The organism is Anabaena sp. UHCC 0451, from assembly GCF_034931405.1.
In the GTDB taxonomy this organism is placed as follows: Bacteria; Cyanobacteriota; Cyanobacteriia; order Cyanobacteriales; family Nostocaceae; genus RDYJ01.
The window spans coordinates 21,200-47,194 of the sequence record NZ_JAYGHA010000027.1 but is presented as its reverse complement, the minus strand read 5'-3'; the positions used below and the strand labels follow the sequence as shown (position 1 = coordinate 47,194).

The following is a 25,995-nucleotide window of genomic DNA, read 5'->3' as shown; positions in this document are numbered from 1 at the left end:
ATTATCTGGTAAATAGTAAGATGAAATCTTGTCTAGATGTCAGGCTTTTTGCAATTATGTGATTTTTAACATACCTTTGGTGGTTAAAGTCCCCCTGCTTCTACAAGCAGCGGGCTTTGCGTCGGGGTAAAATCACCGTTGCAAAACGTAATTCTAAATTCTACATTCTAATTTTCCAACAAAATTACAGGAATTGAACTAGTTTCTAAAACAGCCTGTGATACTGAACCAATTAGCACTTTTTCCCAAGGTTGATGACCACGTTTCCCCATCACAATCGCCGTTACATGATACTCTTGTGCAATGATTTCTTATTACCAGCGTAAAACCCGTACTTCCCTGATAGGTTTTCATCACTGTACCTGAAAGTTGAACTCGATACAATCAAAACATAGCTAAACTAATGCTGTTATCTAGTTAAAATTAAACAAAATCATGCAGCATTAACAGGAGAGTACAAAATGGGAAATCAACTAAAAACTACTGCTTTGTTAGCTACACTCAGCGGCTTATTGATTGCCATTAGTTATTGGGTAATTGGTGGTACTGGAGGTTTGATAATAGGCATCGGTTTAGCAGCAGTTACTAACCTATTTTCTTGGTATCAATCTGATAAAATTGCCTTGGCAGTTTATAAAGCCCAACCTGTGAGCAAAGCCCAAGCTCCGGGACTTTATCGCATGGTAGAAAGACTGTCAACCCGTGCTAATATTCCCATGCCTGGAGTGTACATTGTTCCTGGACAAACTGCCAATGCTTTCGCCACAGGCAGAGATCCAGAACACGCTGCTGTTGCGGTGACTGAAGGTATTTTAAATATCTTACCAGAGGAAGAATTAGAAGGCGTAATTGCTCACGAACTCACCCACATTATTAATCGTGATACCTTAACCCAAGCCGTTGCTGCCACTGTCGCCGGTGCGATTTCTTTCCTCGCACAAATGTTAAGTTATAGCCTGTGGTTTGGTGGTGGTTCAAGAGATAATCAAAGAGGTGGTAATCCTTTAGGTGTGCTAGTAACAGTGATGCTTGCACCTATAGCCGCGACAATTATTCAATTAGCAATTTCCCGCACTAGAGAATTTTCTGCTGATGCCGGTGCTGCCAAATTAACAGGTAATCCCCGCGCTTTAGCTAGGGCTTTGCAAAGATTAGAAGCAACTGCAAAACAAATGCCTTTAAATGCTAATCCAGCCTTTGAACCATTATTAATTATCAATCCCATTTCTGGACAATTTCTAGGTAATTTGTTCTCTAGTCATCCTGCTACAGAAGCTCGTGTGGAAGCATTAATCAAGTTGGAACAAGAATTGATAACCAATTATTAATCTGGAAGTCCCTTACGCAACTGGCATATTGGTAGGGTGCGTCAGACTGCGTAAATCCTGCAAATAAATGTATTTTTGATATCTGACGCACCCTACAACAAATTTTTGGTGTGACACGCAGCTTTAGTCCTATCTGGATAAAATCCCCGATTGATTAGATAAATCGGGGATTGAATATAATCAAAATCACGCTATGGTAACATCAGGAGATAAATAAACATCTTGAATGGCGTGAAATAGCTTTACTCCTTCCTCAAATGGACGCTGAAAAGTCTTCCTTCCCGAAATTAATCCTGTTCCTCCAGCACGTTTATTAATAACAGCCGAACGCACCGCTTCCGCAAAATCATTTTCACCAGCAGCACCACCAGAATTAATTAATCCGACTCTGCCTGCATAGCAATTTAAAACTTGATAACGAGTTAAATCTATGGGATGTTCTGTTGTTAATTCTGTGTAAACTCGCTCATCAGTTTTACCGTAACTTCTGCCAGTAGCTTTGGCAATTGCCCCATAACCATGATTACATTCTGGTAATTTTTGTTTAATGATATCGGCTTCAATGGTTACACCTAAATGATTTGCTTGCCCAGTTAAATCAGCAGCGAGGTGATAATCTTGATCTTGGTGAAAATTGCTATTTCTTAAATAACACCAAAGCACTGTTGCCATGCCCAATTCATGGGCGTGTTTAAAAGCTTGACTTACTTCTTGAATTTGTCTATGGGAATGTTCTGAGCCAAAATAAATTGTTGCCCCTACGGCTGTTGCTCCCAAATGCCAAGCTTGCCAAACATCAGCAAACATAATTTGGTCAAATTGATTGGGATAAGTCAACAATTCGTTATGATTTATTTTAGCAATAAAGGGGATTTTGTGAGCATATTTGCGGGAAATATTGCCTAATCCACCTACAGTTGTCGCTACAGCATTACAACCAGCTTCTATTGCTAATTTAACAATGTTTTCAGGATCAAAATAAATAGGATTAGGTGCGAAAGATGCACCGGCTGAGTGTTCAATACCTTGATCTACAGGGAGAATAGAAAGATAGCCTGTATTAGCTAATCTGCCTGTAGAATAGATTTGTTGTAAATTTCTGATTACACGGGGAGAGCGATCGCTATTTATCCACACTCGATCTATAAAATCTGCTCCTGGTAAATGCAGCAAAGCTGAGGATACTTTGGCTTTGTAGGTCAGCAGGTTTTCGGCTTCTTTGCCTAGCAAAGATTCAATAGAATTGGTTTGCAATAAAGTTGTTGTCATAGTGTTGTGGTAATGTTAATTTACTGTAGAAGTTTATTCTTACCCATGCAAGAGTGTAGATAATGCAGATGTATTCTTGGTTGATTTACTATTACTATTTAAGTCTTTTCAATGATGATTTTGTCTACTATCTAAAGCCATATATCAATAGATATATAGGGATAATATTTTGATTTATGAAACGATACATAGGGTGCGTCAGATATAACAAATCTGTTTATTGATAGAATTTATGCAGTCTGACGCACCCTACAAATACTTAGATTTTTTCAAAATTCAAATATGAGTCCTATAGTAGAAAACTAGTACCGCAGGACGGTTGTATGCAAAGTCTCGACATCCATGACCACCAGAGGTCTAATGATATTGTTTGATCATACATCTAGGAAGACAAGGATAAATATTAAGTAATTTTACGGAAAATTTGAGGTAAATTTCAGGGAAACAGTGTATATTACTTGTATTCACTCAGGGAATTTGCAGGTGCATTGGACTGAAGGTAATGTTTTACTAGAAAAAGTAAACAAAGGTGTTTGAACAGGTGTAACAAAGTATCACACTGTAGTACACCTGAAAAAACTAACTTAAATATTACAGTTTGGAGATAAGTATGTTAGGTGCGATCGCAGGTGATATTATTGGCTCAATCTATGAGTTTGACAATATAAAAACTAAGGACTTTCTCCTTTTTAATGATAGATGTAGTTACACAGACGATACAGTCTTAACTTTGGCAGTTGCTGAAGTTATTCTCAATGCAGACGAGTTTCCTGACAATACTAAATATATTGATAAATTCCAATATGTTCACCAATTTAAATCTTATTACGGTGAATATCCTCATGCTAGTTATGGCGGTAATTTTATGAAATGGGCAAATTCCAGTAGTAACGAACCATACAACAGTTGGGGAAATGGTTCAGCTATGCGAGTTAGTCCTATAGCTTCTGCATTTGATAACTTAGATATTGTCTTAGAAGAAGCCCGACATAGTGCTGAAGTTACTCATAACCATCCTGAAGGCATCAAAGGCGCACAAGCAACAGCCGCATCTATCTTTTTAGCCCGTACTGGCTATGATAAAATTACCATCAAATCCTATATCCAAAATACTTTTGCTTATAACTTAGAACAAACCTTAGAGGAAATTAGACCTACCTATGAATATGATATGTCCTGTCAAGGTTCTGTTCCTCAAGCTATTATTGCTTTTTTAGAATCAACTGATTTTGAAGATGCAATTCGCAATGCTATTTCTCTCGGTGGAGATAGTGACACCATTGCTTGTATTACAGGTGGGATTGCTGAAGCTTTTTATGGTGGTGTTCCTGAAGATATTGCTGAATGGGTATTCACTAAATTGGATGATCATCTTTGGACTATTACTGACAAATTTATGTCTCAATATTACGCCTAGATAATGAAAACAAAGGTAAGTTTTAAATTCGTAATCTGTAAATTTTCTCTGCTCCTCTCCAATTAAATTATCCTCAACTTTGATAATATGTCTATCTACGAAGACTTTGAAATTTCCCAAGATGCCATTCTTCTAAATCAAGATTTAGAAATTGATGAACCACCATTAGATTTTGAACTTCCCAAAGATGTAATTTTTCCGGCTAAAAATTTAGAAAGTAATGAACCAAAATTTGAAAGTGATTCACATTTACGCCAAATAATTCTGCTTTTACAATGCTTAGAATTGTGGTGGGGAAACCGCAATGATTTTTATGCTTCTGGTAATTTAACTGTTTATTACAGTCATCGTCAACCTAAATCGGAAGAGTTTCCTGGTCCGGATTTTTTTGTCGTGCGAAATGCAGAACGCAAACCCCGTAAAAGTTGGGTAGTTTGGCAAGAAGATGGTAAATATCCGCATATTATTATCGAATTGCTGACAGATGTAACTGCATCAATTGATAAAGGATTAAAAAAGCAAATCTATCAAGATATTTTTCGCACTCCTGAATATTTTTGGTTTGACCCCAATAATTTAGAATTTGCTGGCTTTATTTTGGTTGGTGGTACTTATCAACCGATAGAACCAAATAATCAAGGTTGGTTATGGAGTCAGCAACTAAGTTTATATTTAGGCATCCATGACCATAAATTACGCTATTTTACTAATGAAGGATTAATAATTCTCACACCAGAAGAATTTGCTGAACAAGAAAAGCAAAAATCAGAACGTTTATCTGCAAAACTGCGGGAATTGGGAATTGACCCAGATACAATTTAGAGGATATTTTTAGTTTAGTTTTCAGAAGGATTTGTAGGAATTACGAATTAGTTTGATAGGTTGACTTGCAAACAATAATTCCTCTAATTCAGCTTCAGTAAAGCTATAGCCAAAAGTAGCTGCAAAATTGACAATTTTTGTTTTATCCCAATGACAGCTGTCAAAAGCTCCTATTTGACAGCAATTTTTATAGTATAGCTCATAAATAGTTGGTTCTGAACTCAACATTTCATAAAAATTTTCAACTTCTTGTAAGGACATATCTATCACACCTGTTTGATTTTGATTTTGATTTTTATTTATATCATGAATACAAAAACACAGCAAAACGGAATTTTCTCATTTACAAAACTTTCATGTTCCCCAAACATCAAAAACCCGGCTAACAGAAAAAACCGGGTTGATTAATTTAATTGCACAGTTTAATTAACTGGTGAAAATTTCCACAGGTAAACGACTAAAAGCTAAACGCCGATAAGATCCCCGACTTCTTTTGTTTATTGTGTCTATAAATGATAAATTGATCTCAGAAGTCGGGGATCTGGAAATGAACTATTGCTATAGCTGAATACTTACGTGAAAACTTCCACAGGTAAACGACTAAAAGCTAAACGTTCATTTTGGACATCGACAAAGATTGTATCACCATCGTTAAATTCGCCGCGTAAAATATATTTAGCAATTTGGGTTTCTAACTCCCGCTGAATGGCACGTTTTAATGGTCTAGCACCAAACACAGGGTCATAACCTACTTCTGCTAAAAAGTCAAGAGCAACTTCAGAAAGTCGCAAAGACATTTTTTTGTCACTCAATCTTTGTCTGAGTCTATCTACTTGCAACTGCACAATTTGGCGTAATTCCGATTTTTGCAAACTGTGGAAAATGATGATTTCATCAATGCGGTTTAAGAACTCAGGACGGAAACTATTCCGCATTGCTTCCATGACTCGATGACGCATTTCATCATACCGTGAATCATCACCAGATATATCCAAAATATATTGAGAACCGATATTACTGGTCATGATGATAATGGTATTTTTAAAGTCCACCGTCCGACCTTGGGAATCGGTAACGCGACCATCATCAAGAATTTGCAGAAAAACATTAAATACATCGGGGTGTGCTTTTTCAATTTCGTCGAATAAAATCACCGCATAAGGACGACGACGAATAGTTTCGGTTAATTGTCCTCCTTCTTCATAACCAACATAACCTGGAGGTGCGCCAATTAGTCGAGAAACAGTGTGTTTCTCCATATATTCTGACATATCAATCCTTACCAAAGCCTCTTCTGTGTCAAACATATATGCGGCTAAAGCTTTGGCTAATTCAGTTTTACCTACACCTGTTGGTCCGAGGAACACAAAACTCGCAATGGGACGATTTGGGTCAGCCAATCCAGCGCGAGAACGTTGAATGGCATCAGCTACAGCTGTTACAGCTTCGGCTTGACCAACGACTCTTTGGTGCAGTTCATCTTCTAAATGCAGTAATTTTTCTTTTTCTGATTCCACCAATTTACTAATCGGAATTCCTGTCCATTTAGAAATGATTTCGGCAATATCCGCTTCGGTGACTTCTTCCCGCAATAGAGATTTGCCTGTTCCTTGGGCGTTAGCCAGTTCGGTTTCTACGGCTTCTAATTGTCGGTGCAAATCTGTTAATTTCCCATATTTCAATTCAGCCGCACGATTAAGATCGTAGTTTCTTTCTGTTTGCTGAATTTCTAAATTTACTCGATCAATTTCTTCTTTGATAGATTGAATTTTGGTAATAATATCTTTTTCGGATTGCCATTGGCTGCTAAGTGTCCGTTGTTCTTCTTTGAAATCAGCTAGTTCTTTTTCTATTTTTTCTAAACGTTCACGGGAAGCTAAATCACTTTCTTTTTGTAAGGAAAGTTTCTCCATTTCCAGTTGGAGAATTTTTCGGTCAATTTCATCTAGCTCTTCGGGTTTGGAAGTAATTTCCATTTTCAGCTTGGCTGCGGCTTCATCTACTAAGTCAATGGCTTTATCTGGGAGGAAGCGATCGCTAATATAACGACTGGATAAAGTAGCAGCAGCAACTAAGGAACTATCAGAAATTTTCACCCCGTGATGCACTTCATAACGTTCTTTTAAACCCCGCAAAATGGAAATTGTATCTTGTACATCGGGTTGGTCTACATAAACTTGCTGGAAGCGTCTTTCTAAAGCTGCATCTTTTTCCAAATATTTACGATATTCATCTAAGGTTGTCGCCCCAATACAACGCAACTCACCTCTGGCTAACATCGGTTTTAACAAGTTCCCAGCATCCATTGCACCTTGGGTTGCACCTGCACCAACAACAGTATGAATTTCATCAATAAATAATACAATATTTCCACCTGATTCGGTGACTTCTTTTAATACTGCTTTCAGGCGTTCTTCAAATTCTCCCCGGAATTTTGCCCCAGCAATTAACGCCCCCATATCTAAAGCAATCAGTTTACGATCTTTAAGAGATTGGGGAACATCTCCAGCCACGATCCTTTGTGCTAAACCTTCGGCAATTGCAGTTTTACCAACACCTGGCTCACCAATTAATACAGGATTGTTTTTGGTTCTCCGAGAAAGAATTTGGATGGTTCTCCTAATTTCATCATCCCGACCAATTACCGGATCTAATTTTCCTTGACGTGCTGCTTCTGTTAAATCACGTCCGTATTTTTCTAAAGATTGATATTTTCCTTCTGGACTTTGATCTGTCACGTTCTGATTCCCACGAATTTGTTTAATAATATTCTTTAATTTGCTTTCGTCTAAGCCAAATTCTTGGAGTAGACTTTTACCAAAACGGTCATCTTTAGCATATCCTAACAATATGTGTTCAACAGAAATATATTCATCTTTAAATTCTTGACGATATTTTTCCGCCCGATCTAATAATGTATCTAAGCTACGTCCTAAATATACGGAAGTGCTACTACCGGATACTTTTGGTTGACGTAAGATAAATTGATCAGTGTAGTCACGGACTTTTTGTAGATTTGCTCCGGCTTTGGTAAAAATCGCATTACCTAATCCATCTTGTTCCAGCAGTGCTTTCATTAAATGTTCGCTTTCTAGCTGCTGTTGCTGGTACTGCTTGGCGATATCTGGTGTGTGAGCGATCGCTTCCCAGGCTTTTTCTGTGAATTGGTTCGGATTAGTTGGTTGCATGATATTTTTTGATAAATAACTCTCATATCGCTATTGTAAAAATAGAGCAAGGTTTACCTGGATCGGTCTTCACATCTTGATAAAGTAGTATTATCAGCAAAGCAGTGATTACTTTATATAAGTTTTTTAAATATTACTTTTCCCAAAAAAGTGTATTTTAATCATTTTCTCAATAAGCTCCCCTCTATTCTCAATATTATTGAAAATTATTATTAATTAGTAACGAGTTTGCGTCATTTCAGGATTGATATTTACATATAAAATTTTTGTGGTATGATGTATGTAAAATCCAAAGGCTTTATTTTTGGAAAAATTGCCTGGGTTGACAAGTTTATCTTCCGCCAATACATAAAAAAATATAAAAAAACGTACACTAAAAAGTATAATCATCATTAATATGCTTTTGCTTTTGTAGAGGTTTAGCACTGCTAAACCTGATTGAATTCTGCTGTATATTTATCAAATGCCTAAAAAACAAAAGTTTCCTTATTTACTTGGTTCTAAGTGGACAGCACAACAAAAAGTTGATGGTTGGCGACATTTTCAAGTTGTTAACCGCAAAAATCAGGGTAAGTGGGTATATGCTGAAATGGTATCTGCTTGTGACCCTACTGTTCGCTTTTGGATGAATGCTAAATTATTACAAGATAATTCTCAATGGCACGCTGGCTGGCAATCACTACAGGAAATCAATGCTCTTGAAGAAAATTAATAAACATACACTAAAGTTATCTATTTCTGAAATTTAGTCAGATATTTGATTATTTAATAATAATTTACAACTAAATTATCAGCACATAGGCGATCGCTGATCACATAATATCATTCCATATTTCCTAAAGCGTCAAAAATCCTCAATTTATATCCTCTCAAAAGTGTGAACACTATTCTCCTGGTATGCACTGACGATAGTTCTGGTTTTAATTAATAGCAGTTTATTTGCTGGACAGTAATCAGTATTTATCATTGGATAATTCTATGCAAACCATTACCAAAAGCCGATTTTAGCATTTTGTTTTTTGTAACTATTTTTATATAAAAAATTTAAAAAATAGATTAAATTATGTTTTTAAGGCTTTTTAGAGTTTTTATGGCTAAAATATATATGATATATCTATTTATCTAGCGATTAATTCATCTAGAATCAATTTACAGATTTTCAGCACCTTTGCTTTCTAGGGAATTTGGACAATAATGGCTCTCACATACCTCACAGCCAAAACAGGCTTGGTGCAGGGCAGATGTTTGAGCTACAAGTTTGAGAAGAAACTATTTCAGAGGTAACGAACAGTGAAACTAGCAGTTTACGGAAAAGGCGGAATCGGTAAATCTACAACCAGCTGCAACATATCAGTAGCCCTAGCCAAACGCGGTAAAAAAGTCCTACAAATTGGCTGTGACCCCAAACACGACAGCACCTTTACACTGACCGGGTTTTTGATTCCCACAATTATCGACACCCTGCAAGAAAAGGACTATCACTACGAAGACGTTTGGCCTGAAGATGTAATTTACAAAGGCTATGGTGGTGTTGACTGCGTTGAAGCAGGTGGTCCCCCAGCCGGTGCAGGATGCGGTGGATATGTCGTAGGTGAAACCGTAAAACTCCTGAAAGAACTCAACGCTTTTGATGAATACGATGTAATTTTATTTGACGTACTGGGTGACGTTGTTTGTGGTGGTTTTGCAGCGCCCCTCAATTATGCAGATTATTGCTTGATAGTAACTGATAACGGCTTTGATGCTTTATTTGCTGCCAACCGGATTGCAGCTTCTGTCCGCGAGAAAGCACGGACTCATCCATTGCGTCTAGCTGGCTTAATCGGTAATCGCACTGCTAAACGAGACTTGATTGAGAAATATATAGAAGCAGTACCAATGCCGGTTTTAGAAGTATTACCTTTAATCGAAGATATCCGTGTTTCCCGCGTCAAAGGTAAAACTCTGTTTGAAATGGCAGAGTCAGATCCTTCCCTGGACTACGTTTGCGACTATTACCTCAGCATTGCTGATCAAATCTTATCTCGTCCTGAAGGTGTCGTTCCTAACGATGCACCTGATCGGGAACTTTTCTCTTTGTTGTCAGATTTTTATTTAAATCCGAGTAAACCACAGGTAACAAATGCAGAAGAGGAATTAGACTTGATGATTGTATAAAACAATTTACCTCTTCAGGATGGGGGATATTATGGCTTTCTTTGATAGTTTTACGGATTCAATCAAGCAAAAGTGGTTGCAGTTCTTTCAGAGCAATCGGGATTGGATTACTCTGCAAATGGCAATAGAATCGGTTTATACCCCCGATGGAGGGAAGCGTCCCTCTTCTTACCTCATCCTGGGAGTAGTAAACGCCCTGGAACCCAAACTAGCCCAGTTGATGTTTCCTTTTGCCAAATTAAATCCAGACGCTGATACTCTTATTGAAGTGCTTGGGTTGCATTTTGATCCAGACATTTTGCTTGGTAATCGGTTGAGTCCCACACAAGAACCGGAAATGTACTTACGTATTTCCCAATCTGTGGAGGAAGACACTGCTGAGGATCAACCATCAGTAATTGCTGAAGAATATGCTGTTCAAGAGTTTACAGTAGATGTAAATGGACAGGATGAGGAAGAAAGCGATTTACTGGCAAGTGCAAATGGCTTCAATGCGGTTTCTTTATCTGAAGAATCTATCGCAGACGAGTTTGAACCAGGATCAGATTTAGAAGCAGCGGATGATTTCAGTGGAATATCTTTTGAGTCCATAAGTTTGACAGAGGATAACGAAGATCAGGGTTTAGGTGATTTCAATCTCTCTGATGGAAATGGATTTGATGATTTAAATCAACCAGATGAAAGTGAATTTCGTGATGTGATATCTGATGTTTGGGGAGATGACACATCTCTGCAAGAGGGTGAAGATAATAATGACCTCTTAGGTGAAGAATTGCCATCTGAGGTTTTTGATGAGTCAGAAATGGCTCGTCTCTTCCCCAACAATTAAATTAGTTATCAGGAAATAGGTAATGGGTAATGGGTAATGGGTAATGGGTAATGGGTAATGGGTAATGGGTAATGGGTAATGGGTAATGGGTAATATTTGTCTTTCTCCTGCCTTCTGTCACCTGTCACCTGTCACCTGTCACCTGTCACCTGTCACCTGTCACCTACACTCCTGATTTTTACGCCTTACAAATTAAGGGGAGAATATTAAAATGACTGTCGCTAAAGAACCATCAGCTTTAAATTTTGAATGTGAAACTGGTAATTATCATACTTTTTGCCCGATTAGCTGTGTTGCTTGGTTATATCAAAAAATTGAAGATAGTTTCTTTTTAGTAATTGGCACAAAAACTTGTGGTTACTTCCTGCAAAATGCCATGGGAGTGATGATTTTTGCTGAACCCCGTTATGCAATGGCTGAATTAGAAGAAGGGGATATTTCTGCTCAATTAAATGATTATGAAGAATTAAAAAGATTGTGTGAGCAAATTAAACGCGATCGCAATCCTAGTGTAATTGTTTGGATAGGTACTTGTACCACCGAAATTATTAAAACTGACTTGGAAGGTTTAGCACCTAAGTTAGAAGCTGATTTAGGGATTCCTATTGTTGTCGCTCGTGCGAACGGTCTCGACTACGCATTTACCCAAGGAGAGGACACTGTGTTAGCCGCTATGGCTCATCGTTGTCCCGAAAAGGCTCCAGTATCGGAATCTGAAAAAGGCGAGCGTAACGCCATTCAGAAGCTGATGAATTTCGGTAAGAAAAAAGAAGACATCACTCAAGACGAATCTGAGTATGTAGACCATCCACCTTTGGTTTTATTCGGTTCTTTACCTGATCCAGTTGTCACTCAATTAACCTTAGAATTGAAAAAACAAGGTGTTAAGGTTTCTGGTTGGCTACCTGCAAAACGCTTTACAGAATTACCTGTGATCGAAGAAGGTTATTATGTCGCTGGTGTGAATCCTTTCCTCAGTCGCACCGCTACAACTTTAATGCGAAGAAGGAAATGTAAATTAATTGGCGCACCATTTCCTATTGGTCCAGATGGAACCCGCGCCTGGGTAGAAAAAATCTGTTCTGTTTTTGGAATTACACCCAAAGGTTTAGATGAAAGAGAAGCACAAATTTGGGCTGGTGTGGAAGATTACGTGAAATTAATTCGCGGTAAATCTGTGTTTTTAATGGGTGATAACCTGTTGGAAATTTCTATGGCGCGGTTCTTGATTCGTTGCGGTATGACTGTTCACGAAATCGGTATTCCTTACATGGATAAACGCTATCAAGCTGCTGAGTTAGCTTTGTTAGAAAAGACTTGTCAGGAAATGGGTTCACCTCTACCAACGATTGTAGAAAAGCCGGATAATTACAATCAAGTCCAACGTATTTATGAGTTAAAACCAGATTTGGTAATTACTGGTATGGCTCATGCTAACCCTCTGGAAGCACGGGGTATTAATACTAAGTGGTCTGTGGAGTTTACTTTTGCACAGATTCACGGTTTTGGTAATGCGCGGGATATTTTGGAGTTGGTAACTCGTCCTTTAAGAAGGAATAATAATTTGAAGGATTTGGGTTGGGATAAGTTGGTAAGGGAGGAAGCTAAGGTTTAAGTTTTGGGTTTTCTTCGGCAATTTTAGGGCGAATCTTTTGGGGTTCGTCCTTTTTTTATAACGAACCGCAGAGGCGCAGAGGACGCAGAGAGGGATGTTATAATGAATCAGTTATACTTTTGATTTAGTGGATAGAGTTATATGAACCATCAACTGTATGAACAAGATTTTAACCTTTGGAGAGAAACTCTCATTTCACAAATCAAAGAAAAACATTTTCATGATATTGATTGGGAGCATTTACTGTTAGAATTAGAAGATATGGGTAAATCAGAAAAACGGTTTTTCTTGAGTAATTTAACAATTTTAATTGCCCATTTACTCAAGTTAATTGTTCAATCTGATGCACCCGAAATGATGAAAGGAAGTTGGTACAGTTCTATTACTGAACATCGTTTTAGAATTAAAAAAGATTTACAAGAAAATCCTTCTTTTAAAAATTATCTACATGAGGTAATTTCTTTAGCTTATGCTGATGCTCGAAAACTGGCAATTAAAGAAAGTAAAAATGCTAAGTTAGGTGTGAGAAAACCAGATGAATTTGAATATCCTCTTGATTTACCTTTTACTTTAGAACAGTTATTAGATGATGATTTTTATGGAGATATGAACGCGGATAAATAATACCAATTTTATGGGAGTTTGCAATTTATTCATGTGTTATAATTGGTGTTATTGTTTTATTGTTTAGACATTTAACCGGGTAATTCTAAAGGCTGAGAAGGAATAATAAACATTAATTCTGCACCTTCTGGTTTAGTTTCTGTAGATGGTTTTAATTGCAGCCATTCATGAAAACTAATTCCTAGTTTAGATATTGCTTGTATTTCTGTTTGGTAAGATTCAAATCTGTTGTTAGTTTCAATCATTGATTCCATGACATCAAATACTTGGGGAAGTCGTTGAAAAGCCGCTTGTTTTAATTCATCGTGATTTGGACCAAACCACCCACTTTGAATTTCGATACGATCTAAAATTGCTGGTGGTAATGAATCAATCCATTGTGTATGATCTTTGGCAATTTTAAATAGATTTTTACGTTGATTTTCAAATACAGCATTTTCATCTAAATCCGAATTTATCCATTGATAAATTTTTGCTAATCTCTTTAAGTCTATTTGTCCTTGAAATTCTGGATGTAGATAGACTGCTGGATTAGATGTTAGTAAAATATTAATATATTTATGAATACGTGATTGAAGAACTTTTTTCCCTTCTTGAAATCTACGAATTGCTGTTTCATGTTCTTCTAGTTCTAAATAACATCGTGCTTCGGCCAGATAAGCTAAAGATAAAGTTAATAAATATTCATCCGCAATCTGGCTTTGTTTTTCGATTTCTGTATCTGTGAAGCCAGTATAAATATGTTCAGCTTCTAAAAAACGATTGATAGCTTGTAATGCACTATCCCTTCTATTCTCAACCTTAGTCATGGTAAAAGCATTCATAGCTAAATCAAGTGCAGCACGAAAATTTGCGTAGAAGCTCAAATCAATTTTACGGTTGACTTTGTTTAATAACTCCTCTGCTTTTTGTAATCTTTGTTCCAGTTCTTTTAATCGTTGTGCTATGACAGCAAAACCCATCACAGAAACACCAAGATTGAGAATACTAGCAGTAGTAGATACTTGCAAAATACTTTGAGAAAATTGTAAAGTTTTCCCTATTGCATCTATTTGATTTTCAATACCATCTAAACGCTGATTTACATCAGAAAAACCTTTAGCTGAAATTGCCGCATTCGCGCCTGAAGCAATTAAATTAAGTATGCCAGTAACAGGATCAAGTCCTTGTATCACCAGTGGAAGAAAGGTGGGATCTGGAGGAGCAACTGAATTAGTGTCTCGCAACCAAGTTACAATTTTCTTACTTGCTACATCCCGAATTACACCCCCAACCCGTTCAAATGTTCCATCTTGTAAGCCTTTAGCAACCCAATCTGCTAATAGAAAGGTAACTTGAATTGGTAAACTCATAATTTTTTCCTGTTTGTCAAAACTTCAGCAGCATTATGTATAACAATAAAATTGTATATTATTTTATATTGCAACACATAACCATGCTTGGTTAATTATCCTTATAGTGTTGTATCTTGACAATATAGTGAAATGTTTTTTAACGTTTGCGTAGCGTGTTGGACAAATACCGCAAAGGAAATAAAAGTCACTGGAGATAGATATCATGTCATTCCCCGCACCCGACCTAGCCAATAACTGGCAGTTTACAGAAATATGGGTTGACCCTACCTCTTTACCACCCTATGTTTTGATGTTGCTTGGTGATGATAAAAATAATTTTTGCATTTTAGACCCCACAGAAAGTTACAAGATTGTTTTTGCTTGTTCCAGTTATGAAGAAGCAAAACTTTGGCTGCTTGAGGATGAATATGAGCGTGTGGAAGGTCGAGTTTTAGCGGAACAGGTTGCTTAATTTATTCAGATAATAGAGTTACAATAAAATCAGAAAACCCCCGCTTTGAAAAATGTCTGAAACTATCACCATCCAACTACCAGAAACACTGGCACAAAAAGCCAAAGAAATAGCCGCTTTCACCCATCGCCGTCTTGAAGATGTATTACTAGAATGGATAGACCGCGCTAGTCATGAATTACCTGTAGAATCATTACCAGATGAGCAGGTTTTGACCTTGTGTGATTTGCAAATGGAAACTCAACAACAAGAAGTTTTTAGTGACCTCTTAGCGCGTCAGCGAGAAGAACAGTTAAATGAAACAGAAAATAGCCAACTAGACGAACTAATGCAAGTTTACCGACGTGGTTTGGTACGTAAAGCGAAAGCCTTAAAAGTGGCTGTTGAACGTGGTTTAATACCAGCAATTAATTAACAGTCATGGCTAGATTTTACATTCCTGTCGAAATAGAACGTCGCCTTAGAAAAGATGCTCAAAATCGTTGTGGCTATTGTTTGAGTCCTCAACGTTTAGTAATGGCACGTTTGGAAATTGAACATATTATTCCTATAGCTAAAGGTGGTAGTAATGATGAATCAAATTTATGGTTAGCTTGTCCTATTTGTAATAGATATAAAAGTGATAAAACTACAGGTTTTGACCCAGAAACGGGAGAAACAGTCAAATTATTTAACCCACGTACTCAAGTCTGGTCTGAGCATTTTTACTGGACAGAAGATGGCTTACAAATTGTAGGTAAAACGCCGACTGGTAGAGCTACTGTTAAAGCTTTACATCTAAGTGATGATGCAGATGCTTTGGAAGTTCGCAGTTATTGGGTCCTTGCTGGTTGGCATCCTCCAGAAGATTAGAATCGCACTCTAATACCTAAAGAATTTGTGACAAAAACTTCCTTGTTCTTTCTTCCTTCGGTTCAGTAAAAAACATCTCAGGAGTCGCTTCCTCAACCAGAGAACCGCTATCCATCAAAATCACTCTATCTGCAACTTCCCGCGCAAAACCAACTTCATGAGTGACAACAACCATTGTCATCCCTTCACTAGCAAGATTTCGCATCACATCTAAAACCTCTCGCACCATTTCCGGGTCTAACGCAGATGTCGGTTCATCAAATAGCATGATTTTGGGTTGCATAGCTAACGCACGCGCTATAGCTACTCGTTGCTGTTGTCCCCCAGATAACTGTCCCGGATATTTATTTGCTTGTTCTAAAATTCCCACCCTTTCTAACAGTTGCATTGCTAATTCTTCAGCTTTAGCTTTTGGTAATTTACGTACCCAAATCGGTGCTAAAGTGATATTTTGTAAAACTGTTAAATGGGGAAATAAATTAAACTGTTGAAATACCATCCCCGCTTCTTTACGAATGGTTTCAATATTTTTTAAATCACTACTCAGAGTAATTCCATCAATAGTAATTTTTCCTTTTTGATATTCTTCTAAAGCATTAAATGTACGGATAAAAGTTGATTTTCCTGAACCAGAAGGACCCATTAAAACAACAACTTCTCCCCGGTTGACTGTTAAACTTACTCCTTTGAGAACGTGAAACTTTCCATACCATTTATGAACATCTTCAGCAATAATTATTGGTTCTTCTACTCTCATTGATTTCAACCTCAATTTAATAAGTTTTTTCTAATTACTGAACTGCTTTTCTAACCTTCTAGAAGCTAAAGACATGGAATAACAAAACACCCAATAAATTAAACCAATAAATATATATACTTCCGCATATCTCCCCAAAAATTGCGGTTGTGCCAAAATAGAACGAGCAATACCTGTTAATTCTACTAATCCCACTAAAGATAAAAGTGAAGTATCTTTAAATAAGCCTATAAACTGTCCCACAATTGCCGGAATAACAGCGCGTAAAGCTTGAGGTAAGATAATTAATATTACTACGAAAGGTGTATTCAATCCTAATGCTTTTGCAGCTTCAGCTTGTCCCCTTGGTATTGATTGTAATCCACCGCGCACGTTTTCAGCCATGTAAGCAGCACTAAATAGCACCAGTCCTGCAATTCCTCTAATTAATCTATCTAAACGTAAATCTGCTGGTAAAAATAAGGGTAACATAACTTGAGCAATAAACAAAATTCCGATTAGTGGTAATCCCCTAACTATTTCAATATAGAGAATAGAAAACCAACGAATTATAAATAAATTACTGGTTCTTCCTAATGCTAATAATACACCGATAGGAAAGGAAAGTACAATACTAATTACTGCCATTAATAAGGTTAAAAGTAACCCATTCCATAAGTTTGTTGATACAGATTGTAAACCAAAACCTCCGCCAATTAGCCATATATTAATTGCAAAAGATAATAACCATATTGGTGCAAGAAAAGGAATAATAAATTGAGAAAATCTTTGTTTGATGATATTTGGTTTTTTAGTAAATACGCTCCAAGTTATTCCGCTTAATGTTATAATTATTCCTAAAACTATCCAAATTCGCCAATATAAGCTTTTGGGAAATCTACCAACTAAAAATAAATGTATATTAACTTGAATAACTTGCCATTGTGCTTGATTAAATGCCCAAAATAAGCATCCTTTAACTATTGAAAATATAATTACTAAACAGAAAATAGTTAATAAGCTGTTGTACCAGGTACTAAATAGATTTTTCTTGAACCACGTTAATTTATTCATAGGTTATTGTTTATTTATTGTTGTTCTCGTTCCCATACTCTGTATTTTCTCGTTTTCTCGTCTCTCGTTCCCATACTCTGTATGGGAATGAATCATAGAAGACTCTGGCTTCTATTAAAGCATAGGCAGAGCCTATGTGATAGCATTCCCAGTCTGAGACTGGGAACTAGAGACTCCTCTATCTTTCTTTGATCTGAAATTTACGATTTAATAAATTCATCATTAATGAAATTATTAAGCTAAAAGTGAGATATGTGAGCATAATTAATAACATTACTTCTACTGCTTTTCCAGTTTGATTAAATGTGGTAGAAGCTACAAAATAAACATCTGGATAACCAATTGCGATCGCTAAACTCGAATTTTTTGCTAAATTTAAATATTGACTAGTAAGTGGGGGAATAATAACCCGCAAAGCTTGGGGGAAAATCACTAACCGCATCAACAATGTTGGTTTTAATCCTAAAGATAAACCTGCTTCCCATTGTCCTTTAGCTACTGCTTGTATCCCTCCTCTCACAATTTCCGCAATAAAAGCACCAGTGTAAAACGTTAACCCCAGCAGTAAAGTTGAAAACTCAGGAGATAAGTTAAAATCAAAAATTTCTATTCCATTTTGACTAAAGGAAATTAACCCCCAAAGGGAAGCTTTATTTTCTGCTTTGGGAAAACCGAGGAAAACAGCAAAGTACCAAAATAACAACTGTAGTAATAATGGAGTATTTCTAAAAATCTCTACATAAACTAAACTGATTTTTCTCACTAACCAATTATCAGATAAACGTGCAATTCCCGCAGTTATCCCCACAATTGTTGTTGAAATAATTCCCAGAACTGCTACCCGCAATGAGTTAATTAACCCTACCCACAAAGCACGAATATAGCTATCAGTTGGGTTATAATTAATGGGAGTTTCACCAATATCAAAAGATGCTTGTTGCTGGAGAAAATCAAAACCGAATTTAATCCCTAATTGTTGTAAATTCCGGTTAAGATTCATCCCCAAAATAGCAACAATAGCTACAGCTAAAATCACAGCCATGCACTGTGTCGCAATTTGCCAAAAGCGATAATCACGCCATATCGGTGGTTTGTCATTAGTCATTAGTTGTTTGTTAGTCATTTTTACCCAATCACCAGTCCCCAGTCACCAATCATCGAAATGGGGGAGAATAGAGTAAACCGCCTTTTGTTGCGATTTGATTTTGACCACGAGGGAGATTGAGTTTTGTTTTTGTACCCAGGTTGCGATCGTAAACTTCACCGTAATTACCAACGTGTTTGACTATCCTGGCTGCAAAATCATTTGTTAAACCAAGTCCTTCACCCAGGTTTCCTTCTGTTCCTAAAAAACGCTTAATTTCTGGATCATTACTGTTAGCAAATTCGGTAATATTTTGAGAATTAATTCCTAATTCTTCAGCTTTTATTAAACTATAAACAACCCATTTAACAACATTACTCCATTGAGGATCACCCTTAGCAACTGCTGGTGCTAGAGGTTCGGAAGAAAGCAACTCATCGAGAATTACATTCTCATTCGGTTTAGGTAAAGTAGTGCGTCGAGAAACCAAAGCCGAACGATCAGCAGTTACCCCATCACAACGACCTTCCGCATAAGTCGCAAAAGTAATATTAATATCTTCAAAAACAACAGGCTTATAAGTAATAGATCGTTTTCGCATTTGGTCAGCTAAATTTTGCTCGGTGGTTGTTCCAGTTTGAGCGCAAATTGCTTTATCTTTTAAATCATTTAAAGATTTGATCCCGCTATTTTTGCGAACCATGATAGCTTGACCATCATAAAAAACCACCGGTGCAAAATCTAAACCAACCGAAGTATCACGGCTTAATGTCCAGCTAGTATTGCGGCTTAGTAAATCTATTTCACCAGTTTGTAAAGCTGTAAATCGTTCTTTAGCATTAAGATTGCGAAATTCCACCGCATCGGGATTATCAAACAAAGCAGCTGCGACAGCACGACAAACATCCACATCAATACCGTTATATTTACCATCAGTTCCCACAAAACTAAACCCTGGTAACTCACCGCTAACACCACAAATTAGCTGTCCACGGTTTTTAACCGTATTTCCCAGATTACGAGTTACCTGTTTTCCGGTATTATCTGCTGTATTGCCTGTTGTTCCTGAATCACCATCACAAGCAGCAAGGGCAAAAATTAGAGGAGTTATTAACAGCATCAAAGCTGATGTACGCATAAGCATAAAATTTAAAGATGTTTAAGAAAAATGTACATATCCACAAAGAAATACAATACAACCTTTGGGACAACTAGCTGCACCAGTCTAAAATCAATGTCCATAGCAGGTTAAACTAGGTGTGGTGACAGTCGCTCCACCGTTCCTTATGAGGCTTTTATGGGAGCTAATCTGAAACAGATAGCCAATTACTTAGATAATCTTGGCTGGGAATACCGTTTTGATGAACAAGAAGACCGGATTATCACAGGTGTAGAAGCTGATCACCTAGAAGATTTTCTGATAGTCGTTCAGTTGGATGAAGATGGAAAATTTTTCCGCGTCTTTGCACCTCAAGTTCTTGCAGGAGTCAAAGAACATCCCCACAAAGCATCTATTCTCCAGACAATGCTGGCCATTTCTTGGGAAACCAAAATGCTGCAATGGGAATATGATCCCTCCGATGGCGAAATTCGTGCCATTATTGAGTTTCCCCTAGAAGACTCAATTCTCACAGAAAGACAGTTTCACCGTTGTCTAAGTGGATTAATTCAGGTTGTTGATAGTATAGCCCTACCACGCCTCCAACACGTAATGGTAACAGGTGAAGATCCGGGTAATATAGAACTAGGAGAAAGACTTTTACTCAGTATCCAGGAAGAAGCTCCAGGATTACTGGATCTGCTAGAAAAAGCCATGGAAGCTCGGAAAAAGCGCGGAAGTTTTCCCAATGAGTGAAGCGGATCATCACTGAAATAGCTATACTCCAAAGTGATACCCTCACTAATATACAGAAATTTTTTAAGGCTGGATTTTATGACATCCTATACAACCTCCTCAGCCAAAGCGGAAATGAGTGAACTCCGGCGGTTGAAAAGCTTACTACCACCAGAATTACAAAGCTGGGTAACAGTTGAAGGCACAACTGAAGTAAGTCCACCTTTGATCCGTTGTGAAGAAATTGGTAAAGACCAAGTAGAAATTCAAATCGACTTGGTGAAATGGGATGCTTTAGCAATGGATCAGCGTAATCTCCTGTTCTGGCATGAAGTAGCTCGTGTTCAAAATGACACAATTCCTAAAGATGGTTGGGAAATGGCAGCACTGGCTATTGGTTTAGGTGGTGCTGTAGGTGAATTATGGGTACAGGATGGATTGCTGCTGGTATTAGCTTTGGCGCTTTGTGGGGTTTCCGGTTGGCGACTATACCAAAAAAATAACGGAGACAAGCAAATCAAAGAATTAGTTGATGCTGACGAAAAAGCGATCGCTCTAGCAACTCGTTTTGGTTATAGTCTCCCCAACGCCTACAAGAGTCTAGGTAGTGCCTTGAAAACCTTAGTTGATAACACTCCTAGCAAGCGTCAGCGTTCCCGCTACGAAGCCAGACTTTCCGCCCTGAAACGCAGCGCCAATAAAGCCAAAGCCAAATCTAGACCCACAGACGAAGGCGGAATCTAGAACCTAGCAACTGAGTGGGTTTGGTGACATCCAACCCACAAAAAAACAACTGCATATTGTTTGTTATTTGGTGTTTCATCAAATTTAAGTGTATTGAGCCAGCAAGCCCGTTTTTGTTTTTCTTTTCTTATGAGTCTGAGGGATCACCCACACTTATGTAAAAAACTGCTTCATCAAAACTTATCATTGTTAAACAGATACTTAACTGAATTTTTCCGAATCCGCTAAAGGTGTAACAAGTTGCAGAAATTTAGGAACATTCTCAGCTACGCTGGCAATCAACTTAAAAGAAAGTACCAATTCGCCAGGATCTCTCCTTTGAGAGACAATTATCTTGACAAAAATTTCTAAATTTGCATCAAAGCATAGTTGGGAAAATTGTTTATGTTCTGGACAAAGACTACGATCACTAAGCACTAGGCAATTTTAAATCATGCCTATAGCGTTAAGGTAGAAGAAAATCTTGGCTAATTCCTCTAGGCGATATCCTCTAGTTGCCGAATATAGGGGAATTGTTAAGCGATCGCCCAAACCCCAGAAATTGTCCCAAAAATGGGGCATAAAGAAGTAGTTAGCCGCCAGTTAAGCTCATGCTATCGTGTAGAAAAAGTAAATTTTGTCTTTCTATCCATTTGACCAACATAGGCGGGGGAATAGGATTAGAGTAGATTTCCAAATCTCATCATCCAGGTGAACCATCTATCTCACATCCAGAGGGTGCATTTCATGTATGAACGCTATCACCAAAATGACATCGCAAATCACAAAAACCGAAACAAATAAAAATCTGGCGTATCCCGAAGTTGAATCCTTCTTCTTGAATAGCAGAAAAAACTTCCACCAGGCGTGCAGTAGGTTTAACTGTAGTTTTAGCAATCATGAGATGATAGATAGGAGTGTGAGAGCTAAAAACTAGCCACCTGTCCTTAATTCTACTTTTTCAAAATTAGGTTAAGTAATTTTCCAGGACAAAATAATGTTTGGCAGATTAGATTTAGATGGCAACTAAAGTGCATAGCTTCATGAGCAGCCAACCCACAGAGGCAGATTTCCCAGTTATTTACCTGAACAACACAGCAATAGTTCAGGTATCGATACGTTTGAGCGTGCTTGAAGCTATCCGCTTTAAGCAAACCTGCCAAAACTTAATCGAAGCTGATTCACATCCCCAGCAGGTTGTCCTTGACTTCCAAAATACTATCTTTATGGATAGCAGCGGTTTAGGAGCTTTAGTGAGTAATTTTAAATATGCCCAGGAACACGGGATCGCATTCGGACTTCGTAATGTTACTCCTCAAGTTATGGCCGTGCTAAACCTCACAGGATTAGATCAAGTATTTTCTATTGAGTCTCCTAACAGCGTCGAACCTATAGAATCTAGTAACCTTGGCGATAGTCGGAAAACCGTTACTCGCAAAACAGATCCTCTCCCTCAGACCCATCCTTCTGTGGCCTCTTGGATGAAAAGACTGATTGACATAGTGGGATCATTGGTAGGTTTACTAATTACAGGATTTTTATTCATTCCTATTGCGATCGCTATTCAAATCAACGATCCCGGTCCGATTTTTTTTAAACAAACCCGTTGTGGATGGATGGGTAAGCGGTTTGCTATTTGGAAATTCCGGTCTATGTGTGTCGATGCGGAAGCCAAAAAATCCCAAGTTAAAAACCAAGTAGAAGGCGCTTTCTTCAAAAATGATAACGATCCCAGAATTACGCGGGTAGGTCGCTTTTTACGTCGCACAAGTCTAGATGAACTGCCACAATTCTGGAACGTCCTTAAAGGTGAAATGAGTTTAGTTGGTACCAGACCACCTACCCCCGATGAAGTAGAACGATATGAAGTACCAGAGTGGCAGCGGTTAGATGTAAAACCAGGGATGACTGGTGAATGGCAGGTAAACGGCCGCTCAACAGTCCGCAGTTTTGAAGATGTTATTCGTCTAGATTTACAGTATCAAAAAAATTGGACTTTAGTTTACGATATCAAGCTGATTCTGAGAACTATAACCATATTGTTTCACAAAAACAGTGGTGCTGTTTAAAAGTAATCAGTTTGATCACACCCATTTTGGTTCTCTACACAAAAAGCATCAAGCGTTGATAGCGGGTGTCAAACCCTCAGCCTGATGCCTGCAAAACTGTTTACTCTTTGTTAAAAGATACCAAATTTTATGACAAAATTTACCCAAGCTGATCAAAACGGCTCTGGGTAAATTTTGTTTTGACTCCAGAATTTATCATTTATAGCAATGGATAGGGTGGTTAGGACATTAACTAATGATCAAACTCAAATACAAACAGACTTTCAACCCAGTCCCCAGTCCCCAGTCCCCAGTCACCTGCTATATCACCGTTGCCAAAGTGATTTAATACGCTGATATCAAAATTTACGTAATTTTCAACGAAAACTTACTGACAAAGAACCAGTATAAAGAGATGATAAACTTATTGAGGAGATATAATCTTCTCAAGCAGCTTTAACGACAGATACTTAATTATCATTCGAGAAAAAACTAGGGACTTCTGACTAATTTGTTATGCGAATTTTAATATACTCTTACAACTACCACCCAGAACCTATTGGTATCGCTCCATTAATGACAGAATTAGCAGAGGGACTAGTGAAACGTGGACATCAAGTACGCGTAGTCACAGCTATGCCCAACTACCCTGAACGTCAAATTTATCAGGAATATCGCGGTAAAATTTATTTAGCAGAAGATCGAAATGGTGTGCAAATTCAACGCAGTTATGTTTGGATTCGCCCCCAGCCTAACCTATTAGATCGAGTATTACTAGATGCTAGTTTTGTAGTCACCAGTTTTTTACCGGCACTTATAGGTTGGCGACCAGATGTAATTCTTTTAACATCTCCGTCTCTGCCAGTTTGCATACCCGCTGCTGTGTTAGGATGGTTACGCACCTGTCCTATCATCTTAAATCTGCAAGATATATTACCTGAAGCAGCTATCCACGTCGGTCTACTGAAAAATAAGTTACTGATCAAGATATTCACAGCCTTAGAAAAATTTGCCTACTCCAGAGCTACTAAAATTAGTGTGATTGCAGATGGGTTCGTAGAAAATTTGCTCTCCAAGGGTATAGCTGACCACAAAATTGTGCAAATTCCTAACTGGGTGGATGTGAATTTTATTAGCCCTTTACCAAAAGAAAATAACCCTTTTCGGGCAGTACATAACCTCAATGGTAAATTTGTGGTGTTATATTCTGGTAACATCGCTTTAACACAAGGCTTGGAAACAGTGATTAAAGCTGCTGCTGAATTACGTGATACCACAGAAATCGCCTTTGTGATTGTAGGTGAAGCTAAAGGCTTACAGCGACTACAACAGCAATGCTTAGACTGGGATGCAGATAACGTTTTGTTATTACCTTTTCAAGCCCGTAAAGACCTACCACAAATGTTAGCAGCAGCAGATTTGGGTTTAGTAGTACAAAAGAAAAACGTGATCTCCTTTAATATGCCATCGAAAATTCAAGTCATACTTGCCAGTGGCAGAGCCTTAATTGCGTCTGTCCCTGATAATGGCACAGCAGCTAAAGCAATTAAACAAAGCGGTGGTGGAGTTATAGTTCCTCCAGAAGATCCTCAAGCCTTAGCAGCGGCTATTTTAGATTTGTACAAAAATCCAGAACTGGTCAAAAGTTTAGGTGACAATAGTCGGCACTATGCTATTGAGCAATATACCTTTGAGCAAGCTTTAAATCAGTATGAGGCATTGTTTCACTCTTTGACGACAGCATCTGACACAATTCAACCCACAGTTGTCAAGCCAAACGACTCCATATAATATTCATAAATTATTAATAACCATTGTCTTGAGTCAGGATTAACAAAGTTATTGTCGGTTACAATCTCGAAATCAAACAAGAAATTAATCTAGAATACCTCTACAGGCTTATGCCTTAGTGGGTAAAGTGTCAAAAACACCTATTTTTTTGTTAGTATTTAAAAAAACCTATTCACACAATCGCCAGTTGCTTGTAAACATATTAGTGAACAGCATATCTAACGCAAATTCACAGTTTCAACCATTGATGATACAAAAGTTATCTCACATCGGTGGCTGAATTTGTTATTGATCATCATGCTGAGTGCTACATATCAAACAAGTGATCACAAAAAACAAGCAGATGAGGTTTAATGACTGATTATTTTCAAGGTAATTTCCCATTAGAATCTGTTTCACTGACAAAGAGTACAGTGAACACCTCAATGGTGGCAAATGATGATGTAAGTGGACAATTAGCCAAAACTATCGCCGAAGCTGGTTCAGAACGCAAAGCAGGTGAGATATTATTGCTCAGGGTAGCAGATGTCTCTTACCTGTCCGATTACTTTGTAATGATGACTGGCTACTCTAGAGTCCAAGTCAGGGCGATCGCCGCAGCAATAGAAGGAAAAGTAGAAAGTGATTTGCACCGTCGTCCCCTAAGAACAGAAGGAAAGGCTGAGGGAAGTTGGGTGCTACAAGACTATGGCGACGTGATCGTTCACATCATGATGCCCAAGGAACGGGAGTTTTATAATTTAGAAGCATTCTGGATTCATGCAGAACGCATATCGTTACCAAACTCTGATTAGGTTG

Annotated in this window: 26 protein-coding genes and 1 pseudogene; 16 read left to right on the top strand and 11 right to left on the bottom strand. The window is 37.8% G+C overall.

The window, feature by feature from the left end:
• Positions 1–167 precede the first annotated feature (167 nt).
• Positions 168–305, bottom strand: a pseudogene (locus VB694_RS18390) (universal stress protein); the annotation flags it as partial.
• Positions 306–461: 156 nt separating this feature from the next.
• Between VB694_RS18390 and VB694_RS18385 the strand changes: the two are divergent.
• Complete coding sequence (locus VB694_RS18385) at positions 462–1,328, top strand: zinc metalloprotease HtpX (RefSeq protein WP_323361782.1); 867 nt, start codon at positions 462–464, stop codon at positions 1,326–1,328.
• 186 nt (positions 1,329–1,514) lie between these two features.
• Here VB694_RS18385 and VB694_RS18380 read toward each other — a convergent pair whose 3' ends face one another.
• Complete coding sequence (locus VB694_RS18380; protein WP_323361781.1) at positions 1,515–2,597, bottom strand: class I fructose-bisphosphate aldolase; 1,083 nt, start codon at positions 2,595–2,597, stop codon at positions 1,515–1,517.
• A 610-nt stretch (positions 2,598–3,207) separates the two neighbouring features.
• On the opposite strand from VB694_RS18380, the gene VB694_RS18375 reads away from it, so the two are divergent.
• Positions 3,208–4,014: an ADP-ribosylglycohydrolase family protein gene (locus VB694_RS18375; protein ID WP_323361780.1), complete on the top strand. Its 807-nt coding sequence runs from the start codon at positions 3,208–3,210 to the stop codon at positions 4,012–4,014.
• An 87-nt stretch (positions 4,015–4,101) separates the two neighbouring features.
• On the top strand, positions 4,102–4,836 hold the full coding sequence (locus tag VB694_RS18370) for a Uma2 family endonuclease (RefSeq protein ID WP_323361779.1): 735 nt from the start codon (positions 4,102–4,104) through the stop codon (positions 4,834–4,836).
• 21 nt (positions 4,837–4,857) lie between these two features.
• On the opposite strand, the gene VB694_RS18365 is transcribed toward VB694_RS18370, so the two are convergent.
• Positions 4,858–5,097: a Nif11-like leader peptide family natural product precursor gene (locus tag VB694_RS18365; RefSeq protein WP_323361778.1), complete on the bottom strand. Its 240-nt coding sequence runs from the start codon at positions 5,095–5,097 to the stop codon at positions 4,858–4,860.
• A 311-nt stretch (positions 5,098–5,408) separates the two neighbouring features.
• Complete coding sequence (clpB, locus tag VB694_RS18360; RefSeq protein ID WP_323361777.1) at positions 5,409–8,024, bottom strand: ATP-dependent chaperone ClpB; 2,616 nt, start codon at positions 8,022–8,024, stop codon at positions 5,409–5,411.
• A 463-nt stretch (positions 8,025–8,487) separates the two neighbouring features.
• Here clpB and VB694_RS18355 point away from each other — a divergent pair, with 463 nt between their 5' ends.
• From VB694_RS18355 to VB694_RS18335, 5 genes are all read left to right on the top strand, one after another.
• Positions 8,488–8,736, top strand: a complete 249-nt coding sequence (locus VB694_RS18355) for a TIGR02450 family Trp-rich protein (protein ID WP_323361776.1) — start codon at positions 8,488–8,490, stop codon at positions 8,734–8,736.
• A gap of 578 nt (positions 8,737–9,314) precedes the next feature.
• A complete protein-coding gene (gene bchL / locus VB694_RS18350; protein WP_323361775.1) occupies positions 9,315–10,181 on the top strand; it encodes a ferredoxin:protochlorophyllide reductase (ATP-dependent) iron-sulfur ATP-binding protein in 867 nt (288 codons plus the stop codon).
• A 31-nt stretch (positions 10,182–10,212) separates the two neighbouring features.
• Complete coding sequence (locus VB694_RS18345; protein ID WP_323361774.1) at positions 10,213–11,010, top strand: DUF5331 domain-containing protein; 798 nt, start codon at positions 10,213–10,215, stop codon at positions 11,008–11,010.
• Between the two features lie 211 nt (positions 11,011–11,221).
• Complete coding sequence (locus tag VB694_RS18340; RefSeq protein WP_323361773.1) at positions 11,222–12,625, top strand: ferredoxin:protochlorophyllide reductase (ATP-dependent) subunit N; 1,404 nt, start codon at positions 11,222–11,224, stop codon at positions 12,623–12,625.
• Positions 12,626–12,766: 141 nt separating this feature from the next.
• Positions 12,767–13,249, top strand: coding sequence for a DUF29 domain-containing protein (locus VB694_RS18335; RefSeq protein WP_323361772.1), 483 nt, complete (start codon positions 12,767–12,769; stop codon positions 13,247–13,249).
• Between the two features lie 71 nt (positions 13,250–13,320).
• Here VB694_RS18335 and VB694_RS18330 read toward each other — a convergent pair whose 3' ends face one another.
• On the bottom strand, positions 13,321–14,601 hold the full coding sequence (locus tag VB694_RS18330; RefSeq protein WP_323361771.1) for a hypothetical protein: 1,281 nt from the start codon (positions 14,599–14,601) through the stop codon (positions 13,321–13,323).
• Positions 14,602–14,806: 205 nt separating this feature from the next.
• On the opposite strand from VB694_RS18330, the gene VB694_RS18325 reads away from it, so the two are divergent.
• The 3 genes from VB694_RS18325 to VB694_RS18315 are packed head-to-tail and all read left to right on the top strand — an operon-like array spanning position 14,807 to position 15,907.
• Positions 14,807–15,055 (top strand): hypothetical protein, encoded by a 249-nt coding sequence (locus tag VB694_RS18325; RefSeq protein ID WP_323361770.1) that lies wholly within the window; start codon positions 14,807–14,809, stop codon positions 15,053–15,055.
• A gap of 52 nt (positions 15,056–15,107) precedes the next feature.
• Entirely contained in the window at positions 15,108–15,470 is a 363-nt protein-coding gene (locus tag VB694_RS18320; RefSeq protein ID WP_323361769.1) for a hypothetical protein, read from the top strand.
• A 5-nt stretch (positions 15,471–15,475) separates the two neighbouring features.
• A complete protein-coding gene (locus VB694_RS18315) occupies positions 15,476–15,907 on the top strand; it encodes an HNH endonuclease signature motif containing protein (protein WP_323361768.1) in 432 nt (143 codons plus the stop codon).
• A 16-nt stretch (positions 15,908–15,923) separates the two neighbouring features.
• Here the strand turns inward: VB694_RS18315 and VB694_RS18310 are convergent, their stop codons facing one another.
• From VB694_RS18310 to VB694_RS18295, 4 genes are all read right to left on the bottom strand, one after another.
• A complete protein-coding gene (locus tag VB694_RS18310; RefSeq protein ID WP_323361767.1) occupies positions 15,924–16,664 on the bottom strand; it encodes an amino acid ABC transporter ATP-binding protein in 741 nt (246 codons plus the stop codon).
• A 30-nt stretch (positions 16,665–16,694) separates the two neighbouring features.
• Positions 16,695–17,717 (bottom strand): amino acid ABC transporter permease, encoded by a 1,023-nt coding sequence (locus VB694_RS18305; RefSeq protein WP_323361766.1) that lies wholly within the window; start codon positions 17,715–17,717, stop codon positions 16,695–16,697.
• 178 nt (positions 17,718–17,895) lie between these two features.
• Complete coding sequence (locus tag VB694_RS18300) at positions 17,896–18,822, bottom strand: ABC transporter permease subunit (RefSeq protein WP_323361810.1); 927 nt, start codon at positions 18,820–18,822, stop codon at positions 17,896–17,898.
• A gap of 49 nt (positions 18,823–18,871) precedes the next feature.
• Positions 18,872–19,939, bottom strand: coding sequence for an amino acid ABC transporter substrate-binding protein (locus VB694_RS18295; protein ID WP_323361765.1), 1,068 nt, complete (start codon positions 19,937–19,939; stop codon positions 18,872–18,874).
• Between the two features lie 159 nt (positions 19,940–20,098).
• Here VB694_RS18295 and VB694_RS18290 point away from each other — a divergent pair, with 159 nt between their 5' ends.
• Both VB694_RS18290 and VB694_RS18285 read left to right on the top strand, forming a co-directional pair.
• On the top strand, positions 20,099–20,656 hold the full coding sequence (locus tag VB694_RS18290; RefSeq protein WP_323361764.1) for a hypothetical protein: 558 nt from the start codon (positions 20,099–20,101) through the stop codon (positions 20,654–20,656).
• Between the two features lie 78 nt (positions 20,657–20,734).
• A complete protein-coding gene (locus VB694_RS18285) occupies positions 20,735–21,379 on the top strand; it encodes a DUF3318 domain-containing protein (protein ID WP_323361763.1) in 645 nt (214 codons plus the stop codon).
• A gap of 201 nt (positions 21,380–21,580) precedes the next feature.
• Here the strand turns inward: VB694_RS18285 and VB694_RS18280 are convergent, their stop codons facing one another.
• Both VB694_RS18280 and VB694_RS18275 read right to left on the bottom strand, forming a co-directional pair.
• A complete protein-coding gene (locus VB694_RS18280; protein ID WP_323361762.1) occupies positions 21,581–21,796 on the bottom strand; it encodes a hypothetical protein in 216 nt (71 codons plus the stop codon).
• A 9-nt stretch (positions 21,797–21,805) separates the two neighbouring features.
• Entirely contained in the window at positions 21,806–21,940 is a 135-nt protein-coding gene (locus tag VB694_RS18275; RefSeq protein ID WP_323361761.1) for a hypothetical protein, read from the bottom strand.
• 437 nt (positions 21,941–22,377) lie between these two features.
• Between VB694_RS18275 and VB694_RS18270 the strand changes: the two genes are divergently transcribed.
• From VB694_RS18270 to rsfS, 3 genes are all read left to right on the top strand, one after another.
• A complete protein-coding gene (locus tag VB694_RS18270; protein ID WP_323361760.1) occupies positions 22,378–23,427 on the top strand; it encodes a sugar transferase in 1,050 nt (349 codons plus the stop codon).
• A 495-nt stretch (positions 23,428–23,922) separates the two neighbouring features.
• On the top strand, positions 23,923–25,197 hold the full coding sequence (locus VB694_RS18265; protein WP_323361759.1) for a glycosyltransferase family 4 protein: 1,275 nt from the start codon (positions 23,923–23,925) through the stop codon (positions 25,195–25,197).
• A 353-nt stretch (positions 25,198–25,550) separates the two neighbouring features.
• On the top strand, positions 25,551–25,991 hold the full coding sequence (gene rsfS / locus VB694_RS18260; RefSeq protein WP_323361758.1) for a ribosome silencing factor: 441 nt from the start codon (positions 25,551–25,553) through the stop codon (positions 25,989–25,991).
• Positions 25,992–25,995: the final 4 nt, after the last annotated feature.